The 24,633-nt window shown below is 48.3% G+C and carries 25 protein-coding genes; 9 read left to right on the forward strand and 16 right to left on the reverse strand.

Annotation, left to right across the window (positions count from 1 at the left end):
* Nucleotides 1-27: 27 nt before the first annotated feature.
* Both NZM01_04080 and NZM01_04085 read left to right on the forward strand, forming a co-directional pair.
* Complete coding sequence (locus tag NZM01_04080) at nt 28-444, forward strand: pentapeptide repeat-containing protein (GenBank protein ID MCS6959205.1); 417 nt, start codon at nt 28-30, stop codon at nt 442-444.
* Between the two features lie 3 nt (nt 445-447).
* Nucleotides 448-1,095, forward strand: coding sequence for a pentapeptide repeat-containing protein (locus NZM01_04085; protein ID MCS6959206.1), 648 nt, complete (start codon nt 448-450; stop codon nt 1,093-1,095).
* 1 nt (nt 1,096) lies between these two features.
* On the opposite strand, the gene polA is transcribed toward NZM01_04085, so the two are convergent.
* The 5 genes from polA to cysK all read right to left on the reverse strand — a co-directional run bounded on the left by polA (nt 1,097) and on the right by cysK (nt 7,966).
* On the reverse strand, nt 1,097-3,865 hold the full coding sequence (gene polA, locus NZM01_04090) for a DNA polymerase I (GenBank protein MCS6959207.1): 2,769 nt from the start codon (nt 3,863-3,865) through the stop codon (nt 1,097-1,099).
* Between the two features lie 94 nt (nt 3,866-3,959).
* Complete coding sequence (locus NZM01_04095) at nt 3,960-4,226, reverse strand: DUF1816 domain-containing protein (GenBank protein MCS6959208.1); 267 nt, start codon at nt 4,224-4,226, stop codon at nt 3,960-3,962.
* A gap of 51 nt (nt 4,227-4,277) precedes the next feature.
* The gene (gene rlmB, locus NZM01_04100) at nt 4,278-5,054 is read right to left on the reverse strand and encodes a 23S rRNA (guanosine(2251)-2'-O)-methyltransferase RlmB (protein MCS6959209.1); all 777 of its coding nucleotides are present in this window, start codon (nt 5,052-5,054) and stop codon (nt 4,278-4,280) included.
* The gene (locus tag NZM01_04105) at nt 5,051-6,823 is read right to left on the reverse strand and encodes an MASE1 domain-containing protein (GenBank protein MCS6959210.1); all 1,773 of its coding nucleotides are present in this window, start codon (nt 6,821-6,823) and stop codon (nt 5,051-5,053) included. Before NZM01_04105 ends, rlmB begins: the two co-directional genes overlap by 4 nt.
* A 180-nt stretch (nt 6,824-7,003) precedes the next feature.
* The gene (gene cysK, locus NZM01_04110) at nt 7,004-7,966 is read right to left on the reverse strand and encodes a cysteine synthase A (protein ID MCS6959211.1); all 963 of its coding nucleotides are present in this window, start codon (nt 7,964-7,966) and stop codon (nt 7,004-7,006) included.
* 110 nt (nt 7,967-8,076) lie between these two features.
* Between cysK and NZM01_04115 the strand changes: the two genes are divergently transcribed.
* The 3 genes from NZM01_04115 to NZM01_04125 are packed head-to-tail and all read left to right on the forward strand — an operon-like array spanning nt 8,077 to nt 13,096.
* The gene (locus tag NZM01_04115) at nt 8,077-9,984 is read left to right on the forward strand and encodes a DUF3769 domain-containing protein (GenBank protein ID MCS6959212.1); all 1,908 of its coding nucleotides are present in this window, start codon (nt 8,077-8,079) and stop codon (nt 9,982-9,984) included.
* A 37-nt stretch (nt 9,985-10,021) separates the two neighbouring features.
* Nucleotides 10,022-11,743 carry an ABC transporter permease subunit gene (locus tag NZM01_04120; protein ID MCS6959213.1) on the forward strand — a complete coding sequence of 574 codons (1,722 nt, stop codon included), beginning with the start codon at nt 10,022-10,024 and terminating at the stop codon, nt 11,741-11,743.
* A gap of 18 nt (nt 11,744-11,761) precedes the next feature.
* Nucleotides 11,762-13,096 (forward strand): nitrate/sulfonate/bicarbonate ABC transporter ATP-binding protein, encoded by a 1,335-nt coding sequence (locus NZM01_04125; GenBank protein ID MCS6959214.1) that lies wholly within the window; start codon nt 11,762-11,764, stop codon nt 13,094-13,096.
* Here the strand turns inward: NZM01_04125 and queF are convergent.
* From queF to NZM01_04140, 3 genes are all read right to left on the reverse strand, one after another.
* Nucleotides 13,093-13,467 (reverse strand): preQ(1) synthase, encoded by a 375-nt coding sequence (queF, locus tag NZM01_04130; GenBank protein MCS6959215.1) that lies wholly within the window; start codon nt 13,465-13,467, stop codon nt 13,093-13,095. The genes NZM01_04125 and queF overlap by 4 nt on opposite strands.
* Before the next feature lie 3 nt (nt 13,468-13,470).
* Nucleotides 13,471-13,692: a membrane protein insertion efficiency factor YidD gene (gene yidD, locus NZM01_04135; GenBank protein ID MCS6959216.1), complete on the reverse strand. Its 222-nt coding sequence runs from the start codon at nt 13,690-13,692 to the stop codon at nt 13,471-13,473.
* 375 nt (nt 13,693-14,067) lie between these two features.
* Nucleotides 14,068-16,074 carry a hypothetical protein gene (locus NZM01_04140; GenBank protein MCS6959217.1) on the reverse strand — a complete coding sequence of 669 codons (2,007 nt, stop codon included), beginning with the start codon at nt 16,072-16,074 and terminating at the stop codon, nt 14,068-14,070.
* Nucleotides 16,075-16,644: 570 nt separating this feature from the next.
* Between NZM01_04140 and NZM01_04145 the strand changes: the two genes are divergently transcribed.
* Nucleotides 16,645-17,172 (forward strand): fasciclin domain-containing protein, encoded by a 528-nt coding sequence (locus NZM01_04145; GenBank protein ID MCS6959218.1) that lies wholly within the window; start codon nt 16,645-16,647, stop codon nt 17,170-17,172.
* Nucleotides 17,173-17,381: 209 nt separating this feature from the next.
* On the forward strand, nt 17,382-18,254 hold the full coding sequence (locus tag NZM01_04150; protein MCS6959219.1) for a vitamin K epoxide reductase family protein: 873 nt from the start codon (nt 17,382-17,384) through the stop codon (nt 18,252-18,254).
* Here the strand turns inward: NZM01_04150 and NZM01_04155 are convergent.
* Genes NZM01_04155 through NZM01_04165 form a run of 3 tightly spaced genes read right to left on the reverse strand, consistent with a single transcriptional unit; the run spans nt 18,251 to nt 19,644 of the window.
* Nucleotides 18,251-18,706 (reverse strand): universal stress protein, encoded by a 456-nt coding sequence (locus tag NZM01_04155; GenBank protein MCS6959220.1) that lies wholly within the window; start codon nt 18,704-18,706, stop codon nt 18,251-18,253. The two genes, NZM01_04150 and NZM01_04155, sit on opposite strands and share 4 nt — an antisense overlap.
* Nucleotides 18,707-18,740: 34 nt before the next feature.
* Nucleotides 18,741-19,400 carry an energy-coupling factor ABC transporter ATP-binding protein gene (locus tag NZM01_04160; GenBank protein ID MCS6959221.1) on the reverse strand — a complete coding sequence of 220 codons (660 nt, stop codon included), beginning with the start codon at nt 19,398-19,400 and terminating at the stop codon, nt 18,741-18,743.
* Nucleotides 19,387-19,644, reverse strand: a complete 258-nt coding sequence (locus tag NZM01_04165) for a hypothetical protein (protein MCS6959222.1) — start codon at nt 19,642-19,644, stop codon at nt 19,387-19,389. Before NZM01_04165 ends, NZM01_04160 begins: the two co-directional genes overlap by 14 nt.
* Before the next feature lie 91 nt (nt 19,645-19,735).
* Here NZM01_04165 and NZM01_04170 point away from each other — a divergent pair, with 91 nt between their 5' ends.
* Nucleotides 19,736-20,482, forward strand: coding sequence for a PspA/IM30 family protein (locus NZM01_04170; protein ID MCS6959223.1), 747 nt, complete (start codon nt 19,736-19,738; stop codon nt 20,480-20,482).
* Here NZM01_04170 and NZM01_04175 read toward each other — a convergent pair.
* The gene (locus tag NZM01_04175; GenBank protein MCS6959224.1) at nt 20,479-20,748 is read right to left on the reverse strand and encodes a circadian clock protein KaiB; all 270 of its coding nucleotides are present in this window, start codon (nt 20,746-20,748) and stop codon (nt 20,479-20,481) included. The genes NZM01_04170 and NZM01_04175 overlap by 4 nt on opposite strands.
* 95 nt (nt 20,749-20,843) lie before the next feature.
* On the opposite strand from NZM01_04175, the gene NZM01_04180 reads away from it, so the two are divergent.
* Nucleotides 20,844-21,989 (forward strand): coenzyme F420-0:L-glutamate ligase, encoded by a 1,146-nt coding sequence (locus tag NZM01_04180; GenBank protein ID MCS6959225.1) that lies wholly within the window; start codon nt 20,844-20,846, stop codon nt 21,987-21,989.
* Here the strand turns inward: NZM01_04180 and NZM01_04185 are convergent.
* From NZM01_04185 to NZM01_04200, 4 genes are all read right to left on the reverse strand, one after another.
* The gene (locus tag NZM01_04185) at nt 21,969-22,622 is read right to left on the reverse strand and encodes a HEAT repeat domain-containing protein (GenBank protein ID MCS6959226.1); all 654 of its coding nucleotides are present in this window, start codon (nt 22,620-22,622) and stop codon (nt 21,969-21,971) included. The genes NZM01_04180 and NZM01_04185 overlap by 21 nt on opposite strands.
* A complete protein-coding gene (locus NZM01_04190; GenBank protein MCS6959227.1) occupies nt 22,622-22,816 on the reverse strand; it encodes a hypothetical protein in 195 nt (64 codons plus the stop codon). Before NZM01_04190 ends, NZM01_04185 begins: the two co-directional genes overlap by 1 nt.
* 71 nt (nt 22,817-22,887) lie before the next feature.
* The gene (locus NZM01_04195; protein MCS6959228.1) at nt 22,888-23,838 is read right to left on the reverse strand and encodes a serine protease; all 951 of its coding nucleotides are present in this window, start codon (nt 23,836-23,838) and stop codon (nt 22,888-22,890) included.
* A complete protein-coding gene (locus NZM01_04200) occupies nt 23,835-24,629 on the reverse strand; it encodes a serine protease (GenBank protein ID MCS6959229.1) in 795 nt (264 codons plus the stop codon). Before NZM01_04200 ends, NZM01_04195 begins: the two co-directional genes overlap by 4 nt.
* Nucleotides 24,630-24,633: the final 4 nt, after the last annotated feature.

Raw genomic sequence — 24,633 nt, forward strand, 5'->3', positions numbered from 1 at the left:
TTTGCAAGGAGCAGGAGTTAAACCATTGTGGCAGACCGCAATCTACTAGAGAAACTAAAACAGGGGGCGAAAGCCTGGAATAGTTGGCGCAAGCAAAATAAGGACGTGATTATCGACCTAGAGGAAGCAGCCCTCAGCACCGCCAATTTAGAGGGGGTAAACCTATCGGGAGCGCGGCTGTCGCGGGCGGTACTCATTGGTGCCAATCTAGCCTACAGTGACCTCAGTGGTGCCATTATGGAAAAAGCTGACCTCCTAGGAGCTAACCTCGACTATGCCATGCTCATCGGCACGAATTTACAGGGGGCTGACCTCAGTGATGCTAAACTACGCCATGCTTTGCTGATTGCTGCCAATCTGCGGGGAGCAGAAATTAGTGATGCCAACTTTGAACATGCCAACCTATTTCGCGCCACCATGCCCGATGGTAGTACTCATCCCTAGCCTATGGCGGATAGTCAACTCCTCTCCCTCCTGCGGAAAGGTGTACCCCAGTGGAATGCTTGGAAAGCAACGCAAAAGAACCTCCTGAAGTTTGATTTACGGGGGGCAGAACTACGTATGGCACTCCTGCGGGGGGCAGATTTGACAGGGGTAGACCTACGTCTTGCTGACCTCTCCTATGCCAACTTAACCCAGGCGCGGTTAGAGGGAGCAGACCTAGAGGGAGCCTACTTGCGGGAAGCCAATTTGCGGGGTGCCGACATACGGCGGGCGAACTTGATGGGGGCGGACTTGCGGGGGATCAATCTCAGAGAAACAATTCTAGACGGTACAACCCGCATGGAGGCAAAGTGGTATTTAATTTGGGAGCTATTGAATCAGGGGGCGAGTGGCAGAGATTTAATGGGAGCGGACTTAAGTTATGCCAATTTAAGTTTCGTCGATCTATCCTATGTAGAATTGACCTACGCTAATTTGAGCCATGCTAATTTTCGGGAGGCGGATTTACAGTATGCCATTTTAGTAGGAGCGGATTTACGCTACTGTCAGTTCAGCGGGGCAAACTTGCGGGGGGCACGGTTAGACGGTGCCATCATTGAGGGGACAACTTTTAACGGTGCAATTTTACCGGACGGTTCCCTCTATGCTTAAACTACTTACTTTCCATCCAGTTTTTGCCGACATGAATATCAACAACTAAGGGTACCGAGAGATGTAAAGCAGTCTCCATAGTTTGTTTGATCTGGGGAGCTAGAATATCCACTTCTGCCGGGGGAATTTCCAACACTAATTCATCATGCACCTGCAGTAGTAAGCTGGCTTGGTAATTCTGCAAAAGTGCGTGGAGTTTGATCATCGCCAGTTTAATAATGTCAGCACTCGTACCTTGAATCGGGGCATTGACCGCTGCTCGTAGTAAATCTGCCTTCTTTTTGCCCGTAGCTGTCTTTAGTTCGCGAAAATACCGGCGCCTACCCAAAATTGTACATACAAAACCATCCCGTTCTGCCTGGCGTTCTACCTGACGCATATAGTTAAAAATACATCTGTACCGATCGGCAAAGGCATCAATGAATCTCTTGGCTTCTTTTACAGAAATACCTGTCTGTCGACTAAATTTTTGCGCCCCCATACCATAGATTACACCATAGTTGATAACTTTTGCCAGTCGCCGTTCCTCACTGCTAATCTCTTGTTTTTCCAACAGTAATTGGGCAGTCAAGGTATGTACGTCTATACCTTTGTTATAAGCCTCAATCAGAGCAGGTTCCTGACTTAAATGGGCAAGAATTCTTAATTCAATCTGGGAGTAGTCTGCACTCAATAGCAGCCAGCCCTCTTGGGGGAGAAAACCTAATCGTATCCTTCGACTAAAACTAGTACGGATGGGAATATTTTGTAAATTAGGGTTAGAACTACTGAGCCTGCCAGTGGAAGTGTTGACTTGATTGAAGTCAGTATGCACCCGATCGGTTTTGGGTGAGATCAACGTAGGCAGGACATCCACATAGGTAGATTTTAGTTTAGCGAGATGGCGGTGTTCCAGAATTAAATCAATCAGAGGATGCTCTCCCTGCAATTTGTTCAGGACAGCCACATCAGTGGAATAGCCATTGGCAGTTTTGCGGGATTTTTTCGTAAAGTTTTCCCCTAGTAGCTCCACGAGAATTTCTGACAGTTGTTTGGGGGAGTTGAGATTAAATTCACGGTTGACAGTGCCATAGGCTTTGTGGGCAATTGCTGCCAAATCCTGTTCTATTTCCTGGGCAAATTGTAGGAGATAATCCCGATCGATTCTAATCCCTACCCACTCCATATCTGCTAATACTTTTTCCAGGGGTAGTTCCACATCGTAGAACAGTTTTTTTAGCTCAGGGACTTGCTCTAGTTCCGCTTGGAGGAGAGGCAGGAGACAAAAAGTAAAGTAGGCATCCGTAGCGCAGTAATGGGCAACTTGGGGAATAGCTACATCAGCAATGGATGGTAATTTGCCCACTAAGTCCGTATAGGTTGTACAAGCCAATTGTAAATACCGTGCTGCCAAATCCCGTAAGTTGTGACTGGCTTCGGGGTCAAGGACATAACTAGCCAACATTGTATCAAAGACTAAGCCCCGCAATTCTATGCCCATCGTGCGCAATACTAACCGATCGAACTTCGCATTTTGCATGACCTTGGGAGAGTTTTCATCCTCTAGGATGGGCTTAATTACTCTGAGAAAATCACCTAGGTCTAAGTTGCTACCCTCTGTATGGTGGAGGGGGATATAGGCGACCTGATTCATTGCTTTTCCCCAGCAACAACCTATTCCTACTACTTGCGCTTCATGGGGTCTTAAGGCAGTAGATTCGGTGTCCCACGCGATCGGGTGATCACAATTTCTCAGTCTTGCCGCCAGGGATTCCAACTTAGCGGTCGTGTCTATAATCTGCACATCTAGGGTAATTGTTGCTAATGTCAGGGGTTGCGTTGCCTGAAAGTCAAACCATAGTTCATCTGCTTCTGTCTCTAGCTTAATATTGTTACTGAGTTGGGCTTCTATCTCATCTATTTTGCGCATAAAAGTTCTCAACTCTAACTTTTCTAGCAAAGGAATAACCTGATCCCGATCGAATCCCTGCAAAACAAATGCGTCCATTGTGACATCTAGGGGCACATCCGTAACAATGCGGGCAAGGGACTGGGAGTGATAGGCAGATTCTTTACCTGCAATTAGTTTTTGGGCAATACCCTTCTGTATTTTGTCTAGGTTGTTAAAGATGCCCTCTAAAGATTTGTATTCCTGTAATAACTTAGCTGCCGTTTTTTCCCCAATCCCCCGCACGCCCGGAATGTTGTCGGAACTATCACCACAGAGGGACTTGAAATCAATTACTTGGGTGGGATGTACGCCCAATTTTTGCACCACCTCGGCGCTGTGAAATTCTGTTACTTGATCCCCTTTGCCCAAATGGAGAACTGCTATGTCCCGACCGTCATCAATGAGCTGAAATAAATCCTGATCCCCACTTAAAATCTTCACTTGATAGTCGGCTTTAATCCCCAATTGTACCAAAGTGCCAATTACATCATCTGCCTCAAAGCCAGGGGCAGTGACAATCTGTAGGTTCATTGCTGCTAGCACCTGCTGTAAATTTGCCAGGTCCGGGAGAAAATCAGCAGGAGTTTCTGGTCTACCTGCTTTATAATTCTCATCAGCACCGTGGCGAAAAGTTGGCTCCCCTAAATCAAAAGCGATCGCTACCGCCTCAGGTTTTTCTTTTGCCAGTATATCTAATAACGACTTCAAAAAACCATAGGTAACGCTAGTAGGAATTCCCGTCGATGTGCGCAGTCCTCCCTCCCCTCTGTAGGCAAAGGCATAATAGGAACGAAAGGCTAAAGAATGCCCGTCAACTATTAAAAATTTTGGTTTCTCCACTGTCTGCCTACAAAATTAGTGCTATTCCCTCAATTATAGACACTAAAAAAGGAGAGTTGCCTCCCCTCAGATTTTTACCCGCATAGGATAGTTTCTATTCGTCAAAAATCGTTAGGACAGCAGGCGTACGCATCCGTTTGATCGACCGCACATCAATACCAACTGCCCCTTCCGACTTCAGGTCCTCGACATAACCGATGGTCGCTTCTCTGGCTTCTGGTTCACCCACAAAGGGACCAAAATAATATGTACACTGGGGGTCTTCTGTGACGATTTCCACCCAAACTGCTCTACCAATATTTTCTAAAAAAGTAAGGAAGACATCCTTTACGCTTTCCTGCAAACTATCGTTGACAACCATACCCACCCCTGACTTGCTGTGTGCTTATCTTAATTTATAGCTTTTGTCCCATCAGTGTAAATACTCATCTGTAATTTTATGTCGCGCGGTACGTTGGCGATAAATTTCGTATAAAAAGATACCGGCTGCTACGGAAGCATTGAGGCTAGAGGTTTTGCCTGCCAAGGGGATAGAGAGCAGTACATCGCAATTTTTTTGTACCAGCAAACTGATGCCTTCCCCCTCGGAACCAATCACCAGAGCTATCGCGCCACTGAGGGAAACTGTGTCGATTGGTTTGCCCCCACTGATAGTAGTGCCGTAAATCCAAAACCCCGCCGCTTTGAGCGTCTCGATCGTGCGGTTCAAATTCACCACGCGACAAACGGGAAAATGTTCTAGTGCCCCTGCTGCTACTTTCGCTACTGTCGAGGTAACGCCTACTGCTCGCCGTTGGGGTATGATCAAACCCTGTGCCCCTAGTGCCTCCGCGGATCGAATGATTGCACCTAGATTGTGGGGGTCGTTGATGCCATCCGCAATGAGGATGAGGGGGTCAGGTTGGTTACTAGCTTGTGCCAGGAAAGATTCCAAGGAGACGTACTCATAACTAGAGACTTGGGCGGCAATACCTTGATGGCGACCATTTTTGGTCAACTGGTTCAGACGTTTGTAGTCTACTTCATCTATGACCACACCCTCCTGCTTAGCAGCATTGATGAGGGGGAGAAAATCAGCAGAATACTTAACAGTTGGTACTACCCAGATGCGATGGAGTTTTCTGCCGCTAGACAGAGCAGCCAGGACTGTGTGACGACCATAGATTAAATCCTCCTCAGAGCTAGTCATGGGCTACGGTGCTTTATCACCACTAAACTAATGTCATCAAATATAGTGTAGCCGTTAATAAAGTTATACAAGTCAGCAATGATATTGTTTTTGATCTCTGTAGCGGTTTTACGGCGATTAGCTTTCAATGCTAATTTTAACCGATCGCTGCCGTAATGTTCTTTTCGATCGTTAACTGCTTCTGTAATCCCGTCGGTATAGAGCAGGGCTACATCCTGGGGAAAGAAGGGAATGCCACCCTCTTGAATAAAGTCCGTAATATCATCAACTAAGCCGATCGGAAACCCGTAGGCATCAGTATCAATTTCCTCGATCGTGCCATCTTTCCTCGCCACAATAATACTTTCATGTTGCCCTGTTACATACAGCTTGTGGTCTTGATAACTGAGGAGAATGAGGGACAGATTGCGATCGGATTGCATGCGTTGCAGGTTGTCATAAATGGTGCGGTTGAGGGTAGCAAAAACCTTCTTTTGGTCTTTTTCCCCATGGGTGATTAAAGTGCGAATAGCAGTCTGTGCCATAATCATAATCACCCCACTCTCTAGCCCATGCCCTGTGACATCGCCGACACCAATCTGAATGGAGCCATTGTGATTGAGGACATCAAAATAATCTCCCCCTACCTCATCCGTTGGTTGCACAAAGCCTGCGATATCTAGTTCTGTTATGCTCTGCAACTCCTCGGCAGAAGGAAGAATCATTTTTTGTAGTTTGTGTGCTACTTCTATCTCTGCTGCTAGGCGTAAATTTTCCGCCTTTAGTCGTTTGTTTAACTGGGCAATTTCTCTTGTGCGCTCCTCTACGATTACCTCTAGGTTCTTATTGAGTCTGTCTAGGTCTTGGTAGGCTTCCCTTGTGAGTTTAATCTGGCGGGACAGAATGATATTGGCTATATTATTTTCGTTAGCGATACTCAATACTGTCATGGCAATAATGGCAAAGGTACCCAGGAATAATTGCATCAGCACTAGGGACTGATTGACTTCCGCTGCCCGAAAAAACACACCCATACTATAGGCAGTAGCTACAGTTGCCAGGCTAGAGCAAATCAGAATTAAGAGGGTCGTAAATTTATCCCCTAGGCGCAGGGCTGACCAGAGAATAGGGGGGATCAGTAGGTATTCAAAGGAACTATTTTTGAGTAATGTCAGATAGAGAACCACAGCTGTAAATATAGTCACAATACCTATTTCTACGGTCCGCTGGCTATTAACTGTAGAGGCTAGACCCGATCGTTGCCAGCTCAAGATAAAGGGAGTAAATACCAGAATACCAATGCTATCCCCTGCCCACCAATTCAGTAAAGTGCTAAAAAACGTCCTTGGGGTAACAAAACCCAAAATCAATCCCATCGATGCACCGCCAAGGGCTTGCAAAATTGTCCCCGTGCACAATGCCACAAGAATGAAAACAATGGTATAGTTTAATCGCTCAAAGGGATAAGTTCTTTGCGTCAATCGCCAGATTAAAAAATAACAGAGTAGACAACCGATCGTGGGGAAACTGCCTGTGAATAAAGCCAAGTGTAGGGGTACTTTATTAATAAATATACTGACACTCATTGCTCCTAAATAAATACCTAGCCAACGGGACCAACCCCAACTTAGTAACGCTCCCAGCGCTATACCAACAGGCGGCCAATAGGGAGAGCCATAGTCATTCTGGGGCAGTTGTAACACTAGCCAACCGCCTAAAAAATACAGTACAGCCAGAATAGTTATATCCCGATACCAATTAAAGTCTTGGTAGTAAAGCCCTAGGTTCATAGCAATTTTTTGTGCCTGCCTCAGTTTACAATACAGGTGAACTAAATGCAGTACAACGCCTGTTGCCACTAGTTTGGGCCAGGACATTTACTTTGTGTATCTTTCAGCTTGGGGCTTCACTGTATTAATAAAATCCCGATCGGGTGGTTTTGCTAACGCCGCACTGTTTTACCAGTTGCACTAGACATGGTGCAAAATAACTTCCCCCAGTAAATCACTAAACATGGCTGTACTGAGGTAGCGTTCACCAAAGCTAGGTTGAATCACAACCATTAATTTACCTGCGTTTTCTGGTCTCTTGCCTACCTTTACTGCTGCTGCTACCGCCGCTCCTGCAGAAATGCCTGATAATAGACCCTCCTCCCGCGCCAAGCGCCTGCCAAAGTGGAATGCCTCCTCATCGGTAACGGTGATGACTTCATCAATCAAATCTGTGCGTAAAACCTCAGGAATAAACCCAGCACCAATCCCCTGAATTTTGTGGGGACCAGGTTTACCCCCAGACAGAACAGGACTGTTAGCGGGTTCCACAGCAATGGCACGAAAGGCAGGCTTACGCTCTTTGATTACTGAAGCTACTCCCGTGATTGTCCCCCCTGTCCCCACACCAGAGATCAGAATATCAACATTCCCCTCGGTGTCTTGCCAAATCTCTTCTGCCGTGGTGCGCTCATGGATACGGGGATTAGAAGGATTGCGGAACTGTTGCAGGATAAAGGCATTGGGAATAGTCTGCTGTAGTTCGTGGGCACGGTTGATTGCTCCCCGCATCCCTTCTTTGCCAGGAGTCAGTTCTAGTTCAGCACCGTAGGCACGCAACAAGGCTCGCCGCTCTAAACTCATGGTGTCAGGCATAGTCAAAATCAAGCGATACCCCCTCGCCGCCGATACCATCGCTAGGGCGATCCCCGTGTTACCAGAAGTGGGTTCGATTAACACTGTGCGATCGGGATGAATTAACCCCGCTGCCTCTGCATCCAGTACCATCGCTGCCCCAATGCGGTCTTTGACCGAGGAGGAGGGATTCATGCTTTCCAGTTTCAGAACGATCGTGGCAACACAGCCCTCTGTCTGGGGAATGCGATTAAGATAAATCAATGGTGTTTTGCCTATCAGTTCTGTTACATCGCGAGCAATTTTCATAGCTTTATCCCCAGACTAGTTCCTATTAGTTTAGCTTATCTCTAGCTGTACATCAACCACACACAGAGAATTAGCTATGGGTTATATTCAGACAAGACAAATCCTTTGGTATGCAAACTCACATTTCCCCGCCGCCGTCAGCAGTTGTGATTTTAGCTAGGGAACAGTCCCCTAGAGTGTTTCACCCCAGGGAGCAAGAACATTGGGTGCAGTTTTTCTGTTCCTTTCCTTCCTTGGAGTTTAGGGCTCTCACCGCCCAAGCAGGGCCTATAAAACCTGGTTTACCGATCGAGCCAAAACCCACTGACCCTAAACCCATACGCAAAACACCTCAGCCTGAACAGTTGGTTAATGTTAAAGCAAATGAACAAAGGTTTGATGTCAAAACGAATACAATTACTGTCAGTGGAAATGTGGTCATCACTTACCAAGAGTCAGAACTCAGGGCAGACCAAGTTACTCTCAATCTCACCACCAGAGAGACCACCGCCCAAGGCAATGTCTTATTTACCAGAGGGGAACAAAAGATCGCAGGAGAGTCTCTTACCTACAACTATGGTACGCGCCAGGGCAAGTTAATTAAGGCTAGGGGTACGGTGAACTTGGATACCATCAATCGTCCACCCAGTGCGGTAACTAGCAGTGATATTGCCTCTGGCTCGGTGGTGTTGGCAATCGGGGGGGCTGTGGCAGTGCAACGGCGGGGAGTGCGCCGCTTAGGCTTTGTAGCCGATGAAATTACCCTCAATGATCGCACCTGGACTGGTAAGAATGTCCGTGTTACCAACGATGCCTTTTCTCCCCCTGAATTAGAACTAGTCACCCCCCAGGCTAAGCTATCCCCCAGTGCCCCCACCCAAGATGTCCTAGAACTAGAATCCCCCAGGCTGGCATTCGATCGTGTCTTGAGCATACCCCTACCCCTCAACCAAATTACATTGGACAGTTTTGATAGTGAATTTCCCGTGTTGATTGGCTTCGATCGGCAGGAGCGGGGGGGGATTTTCTACCAACAAAACTTTGATATTGTCCGCCGTCCTGATTTGAAATTCCAAATTTCGCCCCAGTTATTCGTGCAGCGGAGTTTGGAAACGGGCAATATTTTTAGTACTAGTGTGGTGGGAGTGACCAGTCGACTGGAAGTGGTGTTACCAGAGGGGCAGTATATTGGCGGTAGGGCTAGTTTGTCAGGTTTTGATCTCAACAATATTGGCAATGAATTGCGCTGGTTTGTTGATTATAGCCGTCCTGTGGGGGAACTAACCTTCAAAGCCCAGTATGCCTATCGGGAGCGGTTTTTCAATGGCTCTCTAGGACTGCAAGATGTGCCCAACTCCTTCGGGGTGAGTCTGTTTTCCCCCACCTACACGATCCCTGACAGCGACATTAAATGGCAGTACCAGGCAGGCTTGCAGTTGGTAGATGCCGATCGAGCAGATCTGCCCAAACGGGATGTGCTGTTGAAGCAGGAAAGTGTGGTAGCTCTCAATCGGTCTTTTCCCTTGTGGCGGGGACAAGCTCTCCCTCCTACAGCCGATCAGGGCTTGCGCTATAGTCCAGAACCGATCGTGCCCCAAGTGGATGCCGTAGTTGGTTTAACTGGTGCTTATTCCATCTATTCATCGGGGGATGTGCGGAGCTTTATCACAGGAACAGCAGGACTATCTGCTACTTTGGGCAATTACAGCCGCGACTTCTTGGACTATACTAAGCTGGATTTACGTTACAGCCAGACGGAACAGGCGGGTAATTCTCCCTTTCTATTCGATCGCATTGCCGACAAACAGGTAATCACCGCTGGCATCAAACAACAGTTGTTTGGACCCATTCGCATTGGTTATCAACAGAGCTGGAATCCCATTACCGGCAGAATCACTGATTCTGTTTACACTCTGGAACTGGAACGGCGTAGTTTTGCCGTCATTTTACGCATCAACCCCCAACGGGAAACAGGGGAAATTTTCCTACGCATTAGTGACTTCAATTGGAATGCTCCTCCTGGGGACAAATCCCCGTAAAATCTCTTAACTGTGCCCCTAACTGAGATTAGTCCCTATGAGAACTTTTCCTACGGCGGAAACTCTCCAGCGTGCCCCCTTTGGACTGGCAGATGTGGCTGTGATCATCACGGCGTTGACGGTCTTGGCACTAATTGCCCATTTGGGGTCAGACATGTTGGTACAGTTTCAGCCCGATGTACCTCTACCAGAAATTGACCTCGACCCCCGGCGCTTACCCTACTATGCAGGGCGATCGACGTTGCGCATGTTCATTGCTCTGTTTGTTTCGACGGTCTTCACTCTCATCTATGGCTATGTGGCTGCTAACAGTCGCAGGGCAGAAAAGATTCTCATTCCTTTATTGGATATTCTGCAGTCTGTGCCTGTGCTGGGATTTCTCTCAATTACAGTTACAGGGTTTATTGCCCTTTTCCCTGGCAGTTTGTTGGGTTTAGAAGCAGCTTCTATTTTTGCCATTTTCACCAGCCAGGTGTGGAATATGACATTTTCTTTCTATCAGTCTTTGCGCACAATTCCCCGCGAGTTGGATGAAGCCGCCCGTCTCTATCAATTGTCCCGCTGGCAACGCTTTACCAAACTAGAAGTGCCCAGTGCCATGGTGGGGTTGCTGTGGAATGCCATGATGAGTTTTGGCGGTGGTTGGTTTTTTGTCGCGGAAAGTGAAGCCATTAGTGTGCTGAACAAGGAGTACATCTTGCCTGGTTTGGGCTCCTATGTGGCAACAGCGATCGCGAAGGAGAATCTCGGTGCTCTGGGCTGGGCACTCCTGACAATTGCTATTGTGATCGTGGCGGTGGATCAGTTGTTCTGGCGACCTTTGGTAGCCTGGTCAGATAAGTTTCGCCTGGAACAGAGTGCTAGTGCTGAGGTGCCTTCTTCCTGGATGTATGAGCTGATCACTACTGCTCGCTTACCCAGCCTGTTGGGCAACTTGTTTGCCCCCCTCGCGGAAGAACTCGATCGTTTTCTCTCTGATTTGTCCCGGTTGCTACCTGCACCCCTGGGGGACGGGGAAGTAAACAACGATCGGTGGTTTAATTTCTTGCTGTGGTTAGTTACAGGGCTACTCATCGCGCAGGCGTTGCATTTTGTCATTCGCACGGCGGGCATAGCAGAAGTGTTCAAGGTCTTGGGGCTAGGATTATTGACCCTGTTGCGGGTGATGGTACTGCTAGTAGTTGCCACCCTGATTTGGACACCCGTAGGGGTAGCGATCGGTTTTAACCCTAAGCTGGCGAGATTTTTGCAACCTGTGGTGCAGTTTTTAGCTTCCTTTCCCGCTAATTTTGTCTTCCCCTTCGCCACAGTGTTTTTTATCCGATCGGGCATCAGCCTCAACTGGGGCAGCATTTTATTGATGTCTTTAGGGGCACAGTGGTATATCCTGTTCAACTCGATCGCAGGAGCGCAGAGTATTCCCACGGACTTGCGGGAGATGGCGGATGACATTGGCTTAAGGGGTTGGAAGCGGTGGCAGCGGTTAATTATTCCTGGTATATTTTCCGCCTGGGTAACAGGGGGCATTACCGCTAGCGGGGGAGCCTGGAACGCTAGTATTGTTTCGGAAATTGTCTCCTGGGGCAACACCACCCTCACGGCTCAAGGTTTAGGGGCTTACATTTCCGAAGCAACTAACCAAGGGAATTGGGCACGCATTACTTTGGGAATTGGCATAATGAGCCTATTTGTGGTGGGACTCAATCGTTTGTTCTGGCGTAGACTCTATCAATTGGCAGAAAGCAAGTATCATTTGTAGTAGGGGGGAGAGGTAAAGATGAGTTTAATTACAGTGGAAAATGTGCATAAATACTTTCCGCTGCCGGAGGGCAAGGGAGAGTTTCCTGTACTGCAGGACATAAATTTGACCATCCGGGCTGGGGAAGTAGTAGCCCTGTTAGGTAGGAGTGGCAGTGGTAAAAGTACCCTCCTCAGGATTATGGCGGGTTTAATTCCCCCCAGTCGTGGGCAGGTACTCAGCAACGGCAGACCCCTCAGGGGACCTAACAATGACGTGGCGATGGTATTCCAGAGTTTTGCCCTCCTACCCTGGCTCACCGTGCAAGAAAATGTGGAACTGGGCTTGGAAGCTAAGGGGGTCAGTCGGATAGTACGCCGCCAACAGGCACTGAAAGCGATCGACCTAGTGGGTTTAGACGGGTTTGAGAGTGCCTATCCCAAGGAATTATCTGGAGGGATGAAACAGCGGGTAGGCTTTGCCCGTGCCTTTGTCCTGGAACCCCAAGTGCTATTTATGGACGAACCCTTTAGTGCCCTGGATGTGTTGACTTCCGAAAACCTGCGGGGCGAAATTGATGACCTGTGGAATGCGGGAGTTTTTCCCTCCAAGAGTATCCTCATTGTCACCCACAATATCGAAGAGGCAGTCTTCTTAGCCGATCGGGTCATCATCCTCGGTGCCAATCCAGGGAGAGTGCGGGGTGAACTAGTGATTGATTTGCCTAGACCCCACGATCGCAGTCATCCGCGCTTTAAGGAACTGGTGGACTACATCTATCAGGTCATGACCAATCCCGAAATTGAAGTTACTGGTCGGGAGCCGAGTTTGGTGGGCGGTACTGCTCCTCCCGCTGTAGAAATTGCCAGCCCCTGGGCTACACCCCTGCCCCATGTGCGTGTGGGCGAAATCAGCGGTCTGTTGGAAGTGATTGTGAACCTACCGGAGGGCACAGACGATATACCCCGCTTAGCCGAACGGTTGCAACTGGAAGTAGATGCCCTCTTGCCTATCCTCGATGCCTGTGTCCTCCTCGATTTTGCCACCGTGTCCCAGGGGGATGTAAAACTTACCCCGATCGGGCAAGACTTTGCCACCACTACCATCCTGCGCAGTAAAGACCTCTTCCGCCAGCAAGCCCTTAGCAACGTACCTGTTCTAGGGAAAATGGTAGAAGTCCTGCAGGGCAAGAAGAGCGGCTCCGTCCGATCGGACACTTTCCTCGACCTCTGGCAGGAACATTTCCCCCCTGTGGAAGCGGAAAGACAATTTGCCACTGCCGTTGATTGGGGGCGCTATGCCGAGTTATTTGAATACGACACTAACGAAGACCGTTTCTACCTCCATCAAAGTAATGGTGAAGAGTCCAGCTAAGTGGTAGGTTTTTGATAGCGCACCTCCACGACTGTATGGACATTGCCCCTGGGATTGAAATCTCCCTTGATATGAACGCACAGGGGGTCAGCTGCTGCGACAAAGTCATCGAGAATTTGGTTAATGGCTTCTTCGTGGGAGATATAACGATCGCGGTAACTATTGATGTAGAGCTTGATGGCTTTTAATTCCACCAGGACTTGGTTGGGCACGTAGGTCAAGTAGATAGTGGCAAAGTCGGGATAGCCGGAGAAGGGGCACTTGCAGGTGTACTCAGGCAGAGTGATATGAATCTCGTACTCCCTGCCAGGTCTGGGATTGGGGAAAGTAGTTAAAGTAGCCTTCTCTATTGCTTCTTCGCCGTACTTCATAGCTCAATCCAGCACTTCTGGTACAGGGTCATAGCCGCCAGGATGGAAGGGATGACAGCGGAGAATTCGCTTAATCGCCAGCCAGCTGCCCCGCCACACCCCAAAACGATCGATGGCAGTTAAAGCATACTGGGAGCAAGTGGGAGTATAGCGGCAGTTAGGACCCAAAAGGGGGGAAATAAAGAGACGGTAGAAACGAATCAGCAGGATAAGGATAGCTTTCACGAGCAAATTTACCTAGCCTATAGCTATTTTAGCTAATAGTTAGGAGAGTTTCAAGTGAACAATGATAGCGACTGTCTAAGTTTAACCAGCTCTTTATTGTTCCTTTGACTCATAATTCCGCTTGTCTAAGTTACTTGTCTTTTTGTTTGTTGCTAGAGGATGAGTCCCGTTATCTATACCCTGCACTGTCAATCACAATTGACTTAATTAATGCAACGTTCATATTAAAGTTTGGCTAACATGACCTCCCAATTTTCGGGTTAACTAAATCTATGGGCTGGTCTTTGTCACCATGCGATAGTGTGTTTCATCCAGTTCTATAAAAAATACTCTTCCCAGTATCTGATTTCAGAATTGTCACTCTTCTAGGCTATCCTACTTCTTCTTCACCACGCTAAAAGACGGGCCCTGAATAACGAACTGACTAGAGGATAGATTAGCACAGCCGACTTTAAACTTGCCTGGTTTGGAATCAATCTCCAGCTTGTGTACTGTCCCTATGATAGGTTTCGAGTTTTCATTATGCCTTTTAAATCTAGCATTTAAGTTTTCGAGTTTGCCTTCAACTCTTTTTATGTCTACTGTAGAAATATCCAAAAAACTGGGTATGGTTTTGACGGAGTGAATCCCGCCTAGATTTACTAAGCCGTCCAACTCTTCAGCCTCGATAGCCAATCTACAGATGCCAGCCAAAGCATTAAAATCATCTGAAGGAATTAGGTTAATGACATGCAGGGAATAGCTAGTGTCCAAGATGGTATCAGACATTTGTACCCCTGCCGGTCTGATAATTACATAGGAATCTTTCTGTGGTTCCTTGGTATCTGCTGCAGTAGCAAGCCCAATCAGGTTACCTAAACCACCTAAGGCTAACTCTGCTGAACCTACTACCTTAAATTTCCCTGGATAGGGAGGGTCAGCTATAAAACTATACCTCATTATCTTTTTTGGTTCTTGCGGTGGTGGAGCTGATATGGGAGAATCACTGTCGCGGAATCGTTGATATCTCTCCATGTCTCTACGGTACTTCGCTTCAGCTTCTGGGTCAGAGTGGATTTCCAAATCCAACATGATCGGTGCGGCATCTACTTTCACAACGCTGACAGCGTTGCCACTGCTAGCTGTCAAACCTGTGTATACGGCAAGACCCACTAATCCAAGAACTACCAAGCCGAATTTGCCTACCCCTACTTGCTTCAAAACTTCAATGTACTTTTCTGGGTTCTTCCTGACCTGAGATAGAGAAAGAATTACAGCTATTGCTGACACTACCCACTTTAGCCTTACAACCAACTGCCATAGTAATATAAAGAACATCCCAGAAAATAAAGAAATTAAAACGATCGTGGCATACCTCGTTAGTCTCTGTTTCCTCTGCACAAATGCTAAAACTACCACTAACAAAGTGACTATGGACAGAACAAAAAACAATACTAGAGAAGGGGATGTGCCTAATGCAGTAGAGAGAAGTGCTGCCAGCAGTATACCCGACCCCAGCACAACTATAAAACTCTCCAGATAGGAAATTTCTGTGTGACTCGCTACCACCTCAGGGGAAGGACTAACACGGCGTTTAGCCCCGGCAGTACTAGGGGTTCGCCCTGTTTCTAAAGAAACCGAAGGATTCTGTCTTTCCAATTCCTTTTGTCTCTCTGTTTCTGCCAAAATCTGGAATAGAGAATCGACTTCCGCCATCGTCTTTTCAGAATCGTAACAGTATCGGCTAAGCCAAATAGCCTGAGACCTGAACTCTTCATCCTTCAGTTTTTTCATATCTTCAAACCAAGTCCCTAATCCTGCTGGTACAGAAATTAGGGATACTTTACTCGGATTTTTGAAGAAGTCTTCCATGAAAGGGGCTAACTCGAGTTGCATCTTCTCCCCCAGCCCATGAAAGAACTTTACGTTCTCTGCTACAACTTTGGCAGGGTGTGGTAGCTCTGTCTTCACTAATGTCTTGTTACGAACAAAGCAGAAATCTGACAACTTAACATCTCTTTGGCGAGTTGTATCTGGTTCTAATGTTTCGCTTCTGTGCTCACTGGGGTTAATAACTGGCTGCTCTTCCGTCTGTATGACTTTAACCTCTTCTCCCTGAGTAGCAGATAAGTTGTCTTTTGTTTTTATCTTGACTGTCCTACACCAATCAGCTTCCTCTTGTCCCAGAACCCTAGAGTAGAATACTACCTCTTGAGGAGGAGACATGTTTATGCTCTGGAAAAGTTTTATAGTCTGCTCTGTTAGCCGATCGTATAGGAGATGACTACTATCAGGACGATTAAATACTACGACTATACTTTTGTCTTGCTGGACAATCTGAACCTGGAGTCCATGAACTGCCAGCCATTCTTCTAACTTGTTAGCTGTTTCTACTTCGTCCATAGGGAATTTAATAGACTATTTCCACAATATCATTTGCCTCCTGGTATGTCAACACAGCAAACCAGTAAGTGGCATTGCCTAAGGTTTGGTTGACTCTGAATTTTGAAAAAGACTCATTACTCTCTTTGCTCTTTCTCCTGAACCTTGTAAACCAATACTATTTTCAGAGTTGTTCATCTCTGTACTCTTTGTCTCCTTCTTGGTTGCTAGCTGATAAGCATCAGGTTGTTTCTCCAGTTCCTTTGCATACCTCTCCCAGTTGTCTATGCAATACATACAATAGTCGGATGATTATGTCTAGGACAACAGGGACACAGGTGATTTATAGGCCAGGGTTTCTTGAACAACACAGATTATACAGTAGCTGAAAGGTTGAAACTCTCATAACCAGTACACCTGTCGGGATTGAATTGATAGTCAACATGATGCTTGGGTTGTGAAGTTAAACTACCCCCACTTTAGTTTGGGTTACCCACAAAAAAATGTACCGATCGGTTTATATCCCCTGCAGTATTGCCAAGAACTTTAGATTTTCTTAATCTAAATATTGTCCCCCATTATATCAAACCTATGAAGAACATAACCTGCGCTGCTGTTTTTGCTGTGAGTGTAAGTCTTGGTCTCTTTAGTTGGGAATATCCTACTGCATTTGCCGCTGAAATTGTTGCTAAATCTGAGACGGGTAATATTGTCACTGTTGCTTCTAGCAATAAGGATTTTTCTACCTTGGTTAGTGCCATTAAAGCCGCTGGCTTAGTGGAAACTTTGTCTAGTAAGGGGCCTTTCACCATTTTTGCTCCCACCAATGCTGCTTTTGCCTCTCTACCCAAGGGCACACTAGAAAAACTCCTCCGCCCTGAGAATAAGCAGACTCTAATCAAAGTATTAACTTACCATGTTGTTGCAGGAGAAGTCTTGTCCAAGGATGTAAAGCCAGGAGACGTCAAGACTGTTGAGGGCAGCAACATCAAAGTTACGGTCATGGATGGCAAGCCCAAAGTCAATGGTGCTAACGTTACTACCGTAGATGTAAAGGCAACCAACGGCGTAATTCACGTGATTGATGCTGTCATTCTTCCCCCTGGTCTCAAACTTTAGAAGTGATAGAGTCTTCCTTATTTTTGGGGAGTTATCCTCCCCTTTTATTTCTCTGCCCTTAACCCTCCTAGATGTAATTTGGCACTGGCAACCGATCGCTTCTTTGCAGAGCACTTCAGCAGGGGGAACTCTGCCACAGTTTAATCTTGGCTAGATGAAGCCTACAATTTAGCAGTAGAATAGGGGAGAGTTGTTGCTTAGCATAGGTTATGCGTCCCTTGGCAGAACCCCTGATATTCAAGGTGTCCCGTCCTGCGATTGTGGCTCTAGCAGCGTTGGGTGTTGTCCTCACTACCTACTTGACGGTTACCCATTTCACAGGCAATGCTCCTGCTTTTTGTGCCGCTGGCAGTGGTACGGGCTGCGATCGGGTCTTAAGTAGTGAATACGCCCAGGTATTTGGCATTCCCCTGACGGTGTTTGGAGCACTAGCCTACCTATTTGTGGGAGTTTTAGCAGCGATTCCCTTGTTTGATAAGAGGGAAGATGTCAAGACAAAAAAGAAATTAAAACAGAGCCTAGCTTTTGCGGTCTTTCTGGCTTCGACGGCTATGCTCTTCTTCAGCGGCTATCTCATGTATTTGTTGGCGTTTGAACTGAAAACCGTTTGTTTCTACTGTATCGGCTCTGCCACCAATGTCACTTTGATTTGGCTGCTGAACTTGCTAGGCAACGACTGGGAAGACCAAAGTCAGCTATTTTTCACAGGTTTGTCCATTGGTTTGGTGGTCACGATCGGGGCAGTTGGTCTCTATTCCACCCAAAAACAACTGGCAATGGCAAGTAGCACTTTTGCGGGTCAACTAGCGCGGCACTTGCAGCAACAGGGAGTAAAGATGTACGGTGCCAACTGGTGTCCCCACTGTCACGACCAACTAGAAAAATTTGGGGAAGCAAAAAGGTTGGTTCCCTATGTGGAATGTTCCCCCAATGGCGGTCCTGGCACACCCCCAGCTAAAATCTGCGTTGATAAAAAAATTACTAGCTATCCCACCTGGGAAATCAACGGGCAACTAAAACTGGGCGTGCATTCCCTGAAAGAGCTGGCTGATTTGACCAATTACCAGGGACCCAGGAACTAGCGCACGATCAACACGGGGCAGGGGGCGTGATGCACAACGTAATCGCTGACACTCCCTAACATCAACCGCTCGATCGAGCCTAGCCCCCGCGACCCCAAGACCAACACTGTGGGATTGATCTCCCCCGCCACATGGCAGATCATTTCCCTAGGACTACCGCTCTCAATACGGCTTTCATTGGCAATATTGCAACTGGAGAGGCGATCGGATGCCTGTTTTAACACTAGGCTGACACTCTCCCGTAACTTTTTCTCCGTCTCCTCATTCACAGGTAAGGGCAGAGTCACCCAATCTCCCGTCGGTAACAGCACAGGAGGCAGATAGTTCTCTAGGGGTTCCACTACTGTCAGCAGAATGACATAGGTTTTGCCAGGGGTAGCCAGCTCAATTACCTTGTCTATGACCTTTTGGTGCACATTGGAACCATCGATCGCTACTAAAAAAGTTTGCATATACCCTTGTTAACATCACTGAAATTCTTAGATCTTAGACCAATTCTTCTAACTGTTGCCGCAACCGATCGGGTTTGCCCTGATCGACAATTTTACCCCGCTCTAACAGTAAAGCCCCATCGGCATAATCCAACTCCTGCAACCTGTGAGTCACCCACAGGGCTGTGAGACCCCGCTCATCCACCAACCGCCGCACCAAGCGGACTAAGTCCAGTTGATAGTCCCGATCGAGCAATGCCGTCGGCTCATCCAGAAGGAGAATTTCTGTTTGCCGTGCCAATTCCCCTGCGATCGCTACCCGTTGCTTTTGTCCCCCACTGAGGGCATAGATCGGTCGTCGCTGATAGCCATCTAAATCCACCGCCTGCAAAGCCGCTCTCACTCGTTCCTGCACAGCCTCATAACTTAACCCCTGTCCCCCTAAACTAAAGGCAATATCTGACCCCACCGTCGGCATGACTAGTTGATGGTCAGGATTCTGAAAGACAAACCCCACTGTCCCCTGCACGATAATCTGTCCTGAGGTAGGAGCCAGTAAGCCCGCCATCAATTTCAGGAGAGTAGATTTGCCACTACCATTTGCCCCCAACAGCATCCACAATTGCCCCCGGGGTATAGTAAAACTGCACTCATCTAGTAGCCGCTCCCCCCCCTGCCAGCTAAAACAAACCCGATCGGCTTCAATTGCGGACAAAGCCAGCCCCCATGCCCGTTGGTGCGCCCGTTTTGCTAGACAGCTGGACTGCCAGAATTTCCGCTCCCAGGACAGCGATTTTCCGCCCCTCCTGCTTATCACAGGTCAATTGCAATACCTTCTCTCCCTCCCCCTGCATCGCTTGGACAAGGGTGTGATAGAGCTGGTCAGCCCCCTCCTGGTCTTTCCGCATAATAATCACAGGCACAGGATTACTGCGCAGATTGATCTCGATCGTGAACATAAGTAAACTTAAGTGACGCAGTTTTAGTATAGGACAGAAACCAATTCCCCTTGTATAATTAGGGAAAAGGTGTTTAACACGGGGAAAACCTATGGGATTACTCGATCGGATTGGTATGTTGGCGCGGTCTAACCTGAATGCCCTGATCACCGCCGCAGAAGACCCGGAGAAAATTTTAGAACAGACCATTATTGATATGCAAGAAGACCTGGTGCAGTTACGCCAGGCAGTTGCCCAAGCGATGGCAGCCATGAAGCGCCAGGAACAGCAGTACAAACAGGCAGAAGCCCAAGTCATGGAATGGGAACGGCGTGCTATGCTGGCACTGCAAAAGGGGGATGAAAACCTTGCCCGTGAAGCCCTTGCCCGCAAAAAGACCTATGCTGACACCTTAGCTAGCATCAAACCTGGTTACGAGCAGACTGTTGCCCAGGTTAACCAGCTGAAGAAGAATCTCACCATCCTGGAAAGCAAGATTGCCGAAGCTAAGACCAAGAAAGAAATGCTCAAATCCCGCATTCAAGCGGCTAAAGCCCAGGAAAACCTCAACAACATGATGGGCAAGATCAACACCAAGTCCGCAGCCGCTGCGTTTGAGCGCATGGAAGAGCGAGTACTGATGGCAGAGGCGAAAGCCAGTGCTACTGCTGAACTGGGGATGGACAACCTAGAAGCGCAATTTGCCCAACTAGAGTCCAGTAGCGACCTGGATGACGAATTGATGGCGATGAAGGCCCGTCTGATGGGGACAAGTGCCTCTACCCCTGCCCTGAATCCTAGCCCCGTGGATGCAGAACTAGAACAACTGCGCCAACAAATCCGTAGTAGCAATATCTAACGGAACAGGGAGACCAATTTCTCAGCCTGGGAAAAGTCTCCCACCAGTCTTCCCCGTTGCTGCCCTAGATACCATTCTAGGGTGGGTGTAGCCTTGATTTTGTTTACTTCTGCCCGCTCAGGTTCTTCGAGGACATCAACAATTTCTAGGGTGTAGCGAAGGTTCGCCTGTGCTTCTAGCACTCGGCGCAGATTGTGGATGGCACGCAGGGAATTGGGATTAACTTTTCCAGCAATATAGAGGCAAAAATGATATTCCTCTACCATTATTTAGGTATATCTGCTTATACTGGTTAATAAAGTAACAGAGTTGACAATTTCTTTTGAATTTTGTAAAGAATTCTTAAGGTTTTAGGAAATTAGTGGCGGTATTAGGGATTTTGGCGATTTTACTAGCTCTGGGGCTGGTGTTTGAGGGGCAGTATCGGCGGCGACCGGGGAACTGTCTACAGATTGGTAATGGCAAATGGGAGGTCTATCTGGGTATCGATCGGATTGTGATTGAGGGGCAGTGGTTGGTACATAACCCCACCGATCGGTTTGATCTATTTTTAGCGGATGTGACTGTTACAGAAAAACTTTTATCCCAGGCTAGTTTGGTGGGCATCAGCACTAGGCATGAACTTTACAGCCAGCACCCTGACCAGCCCCGCCGCTACGACAACTATTGGGAGGCGTACATTGTCAAAGCGCAAAAGTCGACGGAAATTAGGCTGAGGACGACGATCGAGGGGGTTAATCTGGATCAATTGCAGGCTTGCTGGCTCCAGCTCCACGCCGTCATCTACGGACCAGGGGGGCGCACCCCCAAGACCTATCACATGGTGGTGCCCTTGCAATTTCCCCACAGTCAACCCAGTTGGCGTAGGGCAGCCGATTTGCTGGTAATGCCCATTCGTACCCATCTGTTATCAGCTATAGATGACCCCGTCGCTGTCATCGAGCGGTATGTTTTACCCTATGCGGAGGCAGGGGATATTGTCACGATCGGGGAAACCCCAGTGGCGATTATGCAGGGGCGGTGGCGACATCCCAGTGATGTCCAGCCTGGTTGGTTGGCAAAGCGGTTGTGTTACTACTTTTTACCTACCTCTAGTTTGGCGACAGCCTGTGGGTTACAGGTTTTAGTGGATGAAGTGGGAGCATGGCGGGTCTTTTTTGCCTTTGTTGTGGGCGGTTTGGCCAAAGTGCTGTTGCGTCGTCCAGGGGTGTTCTATGAATTAGCGGGAGAACAAGCACGATTAATAGATGATGTCACAGGTACACTGCCCCCCTATGACCAGTTTATTGTGCTGGGTCCTAGGAATGCCCAAGCTGTGGTCAATCTCATCAAAGAGAAAACGGGGCTAGAAACTGCTATCGTTGATGTCAATGATTTGGGGGGAGTGAAAATTGTTGCCCATACCCCTGGGGCTGACCCCGCAGTATTAGAAAGGGCATTGAAAAAAAATCCCGCTGGCAATGCCAATGAACAGACCCCGATCGTGTTAATCCGACCCCAAGCCTAGGCGGGCAGCTTCGGCAATGTGGGAGACAGGGTCTTGGATTAGTTCCTGCAGTAAAGGCTTCGCTTTCTCTCCTAAATGGGACAGGGCTTGCACAACAGCGTGGCGTACCTGCCAATCGGCGTGCGTCCTAAATTGTGCTACTACTTCCACTGCCCGTTCGTCCCCCAAGTCTCCGAGGGCACGGATAGCACTGATTTGCACTAATTCATTCTCACTTGTCGTTGCTTCTACCAGCACTGGGAAGGCTTCTCTAACCCCCAGTGTCCCTAATGCTGCCACAATACTTAACTGTAACAACCAATCTCGACTCGATCGGTAGGCGTGTACCAAGAGGGGAAAGGCACTGGTAATTTGTAATACCCCCAGGGAATCAGCCGCCGCCGCTCTCACGTCAACTTCTGGGTCAGATTGGAGCACAGTTTCCAGGATTTGTCGCGTTCTTTCTAGGTCAACTGTCCCCACTGTCCCCAGCTGGCTGACAGCATCGTAGCGAATGCGGGGGTTTTCATCCTGCACAGCTAGGCACATTAGCTGAAAACGCTCGGGTAGGGACAAACTGCGGCTTTGATGCATTACCCGCAGCCGATCGGGGTGTTTAGTTTGTAATTGATGGTGGAAATCAGCAAAGGTCATTAATAAGCTAAAGTATCGAGGGTTTCCCGCAGGTAGGCGACAATAATTTCATCCCGCCGCTGCCGTAATTCCGCTTCAGTATAGCGCATCCGCCACCACCGTTCAAACCCAGAACTACGAGCAATCGCATCCTTGAGATGTTGCCAGGTATCAGCCTGGGGCGAGTTCGGTTGAGCCGCAGTTGTTTGGGTCATGGAAACCTGCCCTCCTATTACTGCATTTATCCTAGCACTTCCTTCTAGGAATTTGTATCTACTTACTCCCTCTAGCGCAAGCGTTCTAGGCGTTTTTCCAAGTCATCAACGCGAGCTCTAGTCTGCCGCAGGTCAGAAAATAGCTTGTAGATGTCCTCAATAAACTGCGCTGCAGGCGTAGCAGGTAGTCTTGCTACCTCTGAGGGTGGGGGTGGAGCAGAGGCGAGCACTGGGGCATAACGGGGGTCACGGCGAGCTTTAGTTAAAAAGATATCAATGGCAATACCACGATTAAAGCAGTCCTTGGTGCAGTCCTGGTCAGGCTTACCGTATTCGGGCAAGTTTTTACCACCCCCCCTACCGTGAATGGCAATCAGTTCCCCCCTAGAGTTGAAAACGGGCCCACCACTCATCCCCCGCCTGGTGGGGGCGCTGTACTGCATGTTGTAATCTCCATCCTCCGCCTTGCTCAAAATTGTGCTTAGCATTCCCGAAGTCAAGCGGAAAGTGCGACTGGGAAATTGGGGACCAGGATCGGGCCAGCCACTGACAAATACGGGTTCGAATTGGATTTTTTGGGGATTGACAGTCACGATCGGATAATTTTTCCCTGGAGCTTGGAATCTGACAATTGCCAAATCCGTACCTTCCACGACATTTTGTCCAATTTTGCCTAGGGGTAGGATATTGTCATTAGTGTCGAGGTCATCGACAAAGTGTACGACCCCATCCGCTGTGCGTACCCCATAGTCTGTACCCCTGGCGCTCACCACATGGGCATTGGTTAGGACATAGTAGTAATCTCCCTGCTTGCCAATCAATACCCCTGAACCAGGGCGGAAGGCTTCCCGCAATGCTTGGTTATCCCCCTGTTTTAAGTCCTGGGCAACTACCACTGTTGTCTGTCGCGCTACTCCTGCTACTAGTGGCAAATCTAGGGCCTGGGAACTGCGCCCCACTATGAGACAAACACACAGCCCCACTAGCCATAGACCAATTAACTGCCACCAGCTTCTCTTCATTGCTCGATCCCTCTGGGAATTAAAAAGTCTGGTATGGGTACACCCCAGCTCAGCGATTCCATCATTTCGTATTCTGCCTTGCTCGGCTTGCTGCCGTCAGTAAAGGTAAAAGCATCGATCCCCTGGATCGGGTACTTTAACCTGCCATTGACTGCCACAACTTTGCCATAGGCATCAATCACGGGTCCCCCACTCATCCCCTGCTCTACTTCGTTGGTATAGCCCAAAGCATACCCACCCTGCAGAAACTTATCCTCTAACTGCATGGCAAAATTGCCCTGGGTAAAGTGAAATGCCTTTGTGCCCCAGGTACGGGTGTCTTCCATGCGATCGGGGGAAACAGTGCGATAGTTGGGAAACCCAGCGGCATAGAGTTTGTCGTGGGGCTTGAGTTTGCGGGCAACGAGGGGAGCAACTATATACTTCTTAGGGGCAGCAAAACTGACCAAGGCAAGGTCTAGACCATCCAGGCGTGCTTCTGTTACTTTCTGCCCTGGGTGTGTTTGTCCATCCCCCGTCATCACTGCAAACTTGTCCCCCAGCATTTCCACCACATGTCTATTGGTCAAAACCTTGTAGTTACTGCCATCGAAGGCAATCAAGACCCCCGAACCTAAACCCGACTCCCCAATTAACCGCACTGTAACAGCCTGGGCTAAATCCCTAGCTTCTGCCACCGTGAGGGGCTGTTGCCGAAACTGGAAGTAAGGTAATCGGGTTGCTACCAAATAAACAGCAGGCGTACCCACCAGCAATACTGCCAGCCCCAGAAACGCCCCTCTCACTTTCACTGCA

Origin of the sequence: Pseudanabaenaceae cyanobacterium SKYG29, assembly GCA_025055675.1 — a bacterium.
Lineage (GTDB): Bacteria > Cyanobacteriota > Cyanobacteriia > Pseudanabaenales > Pseudanabaenaceae > M5B4.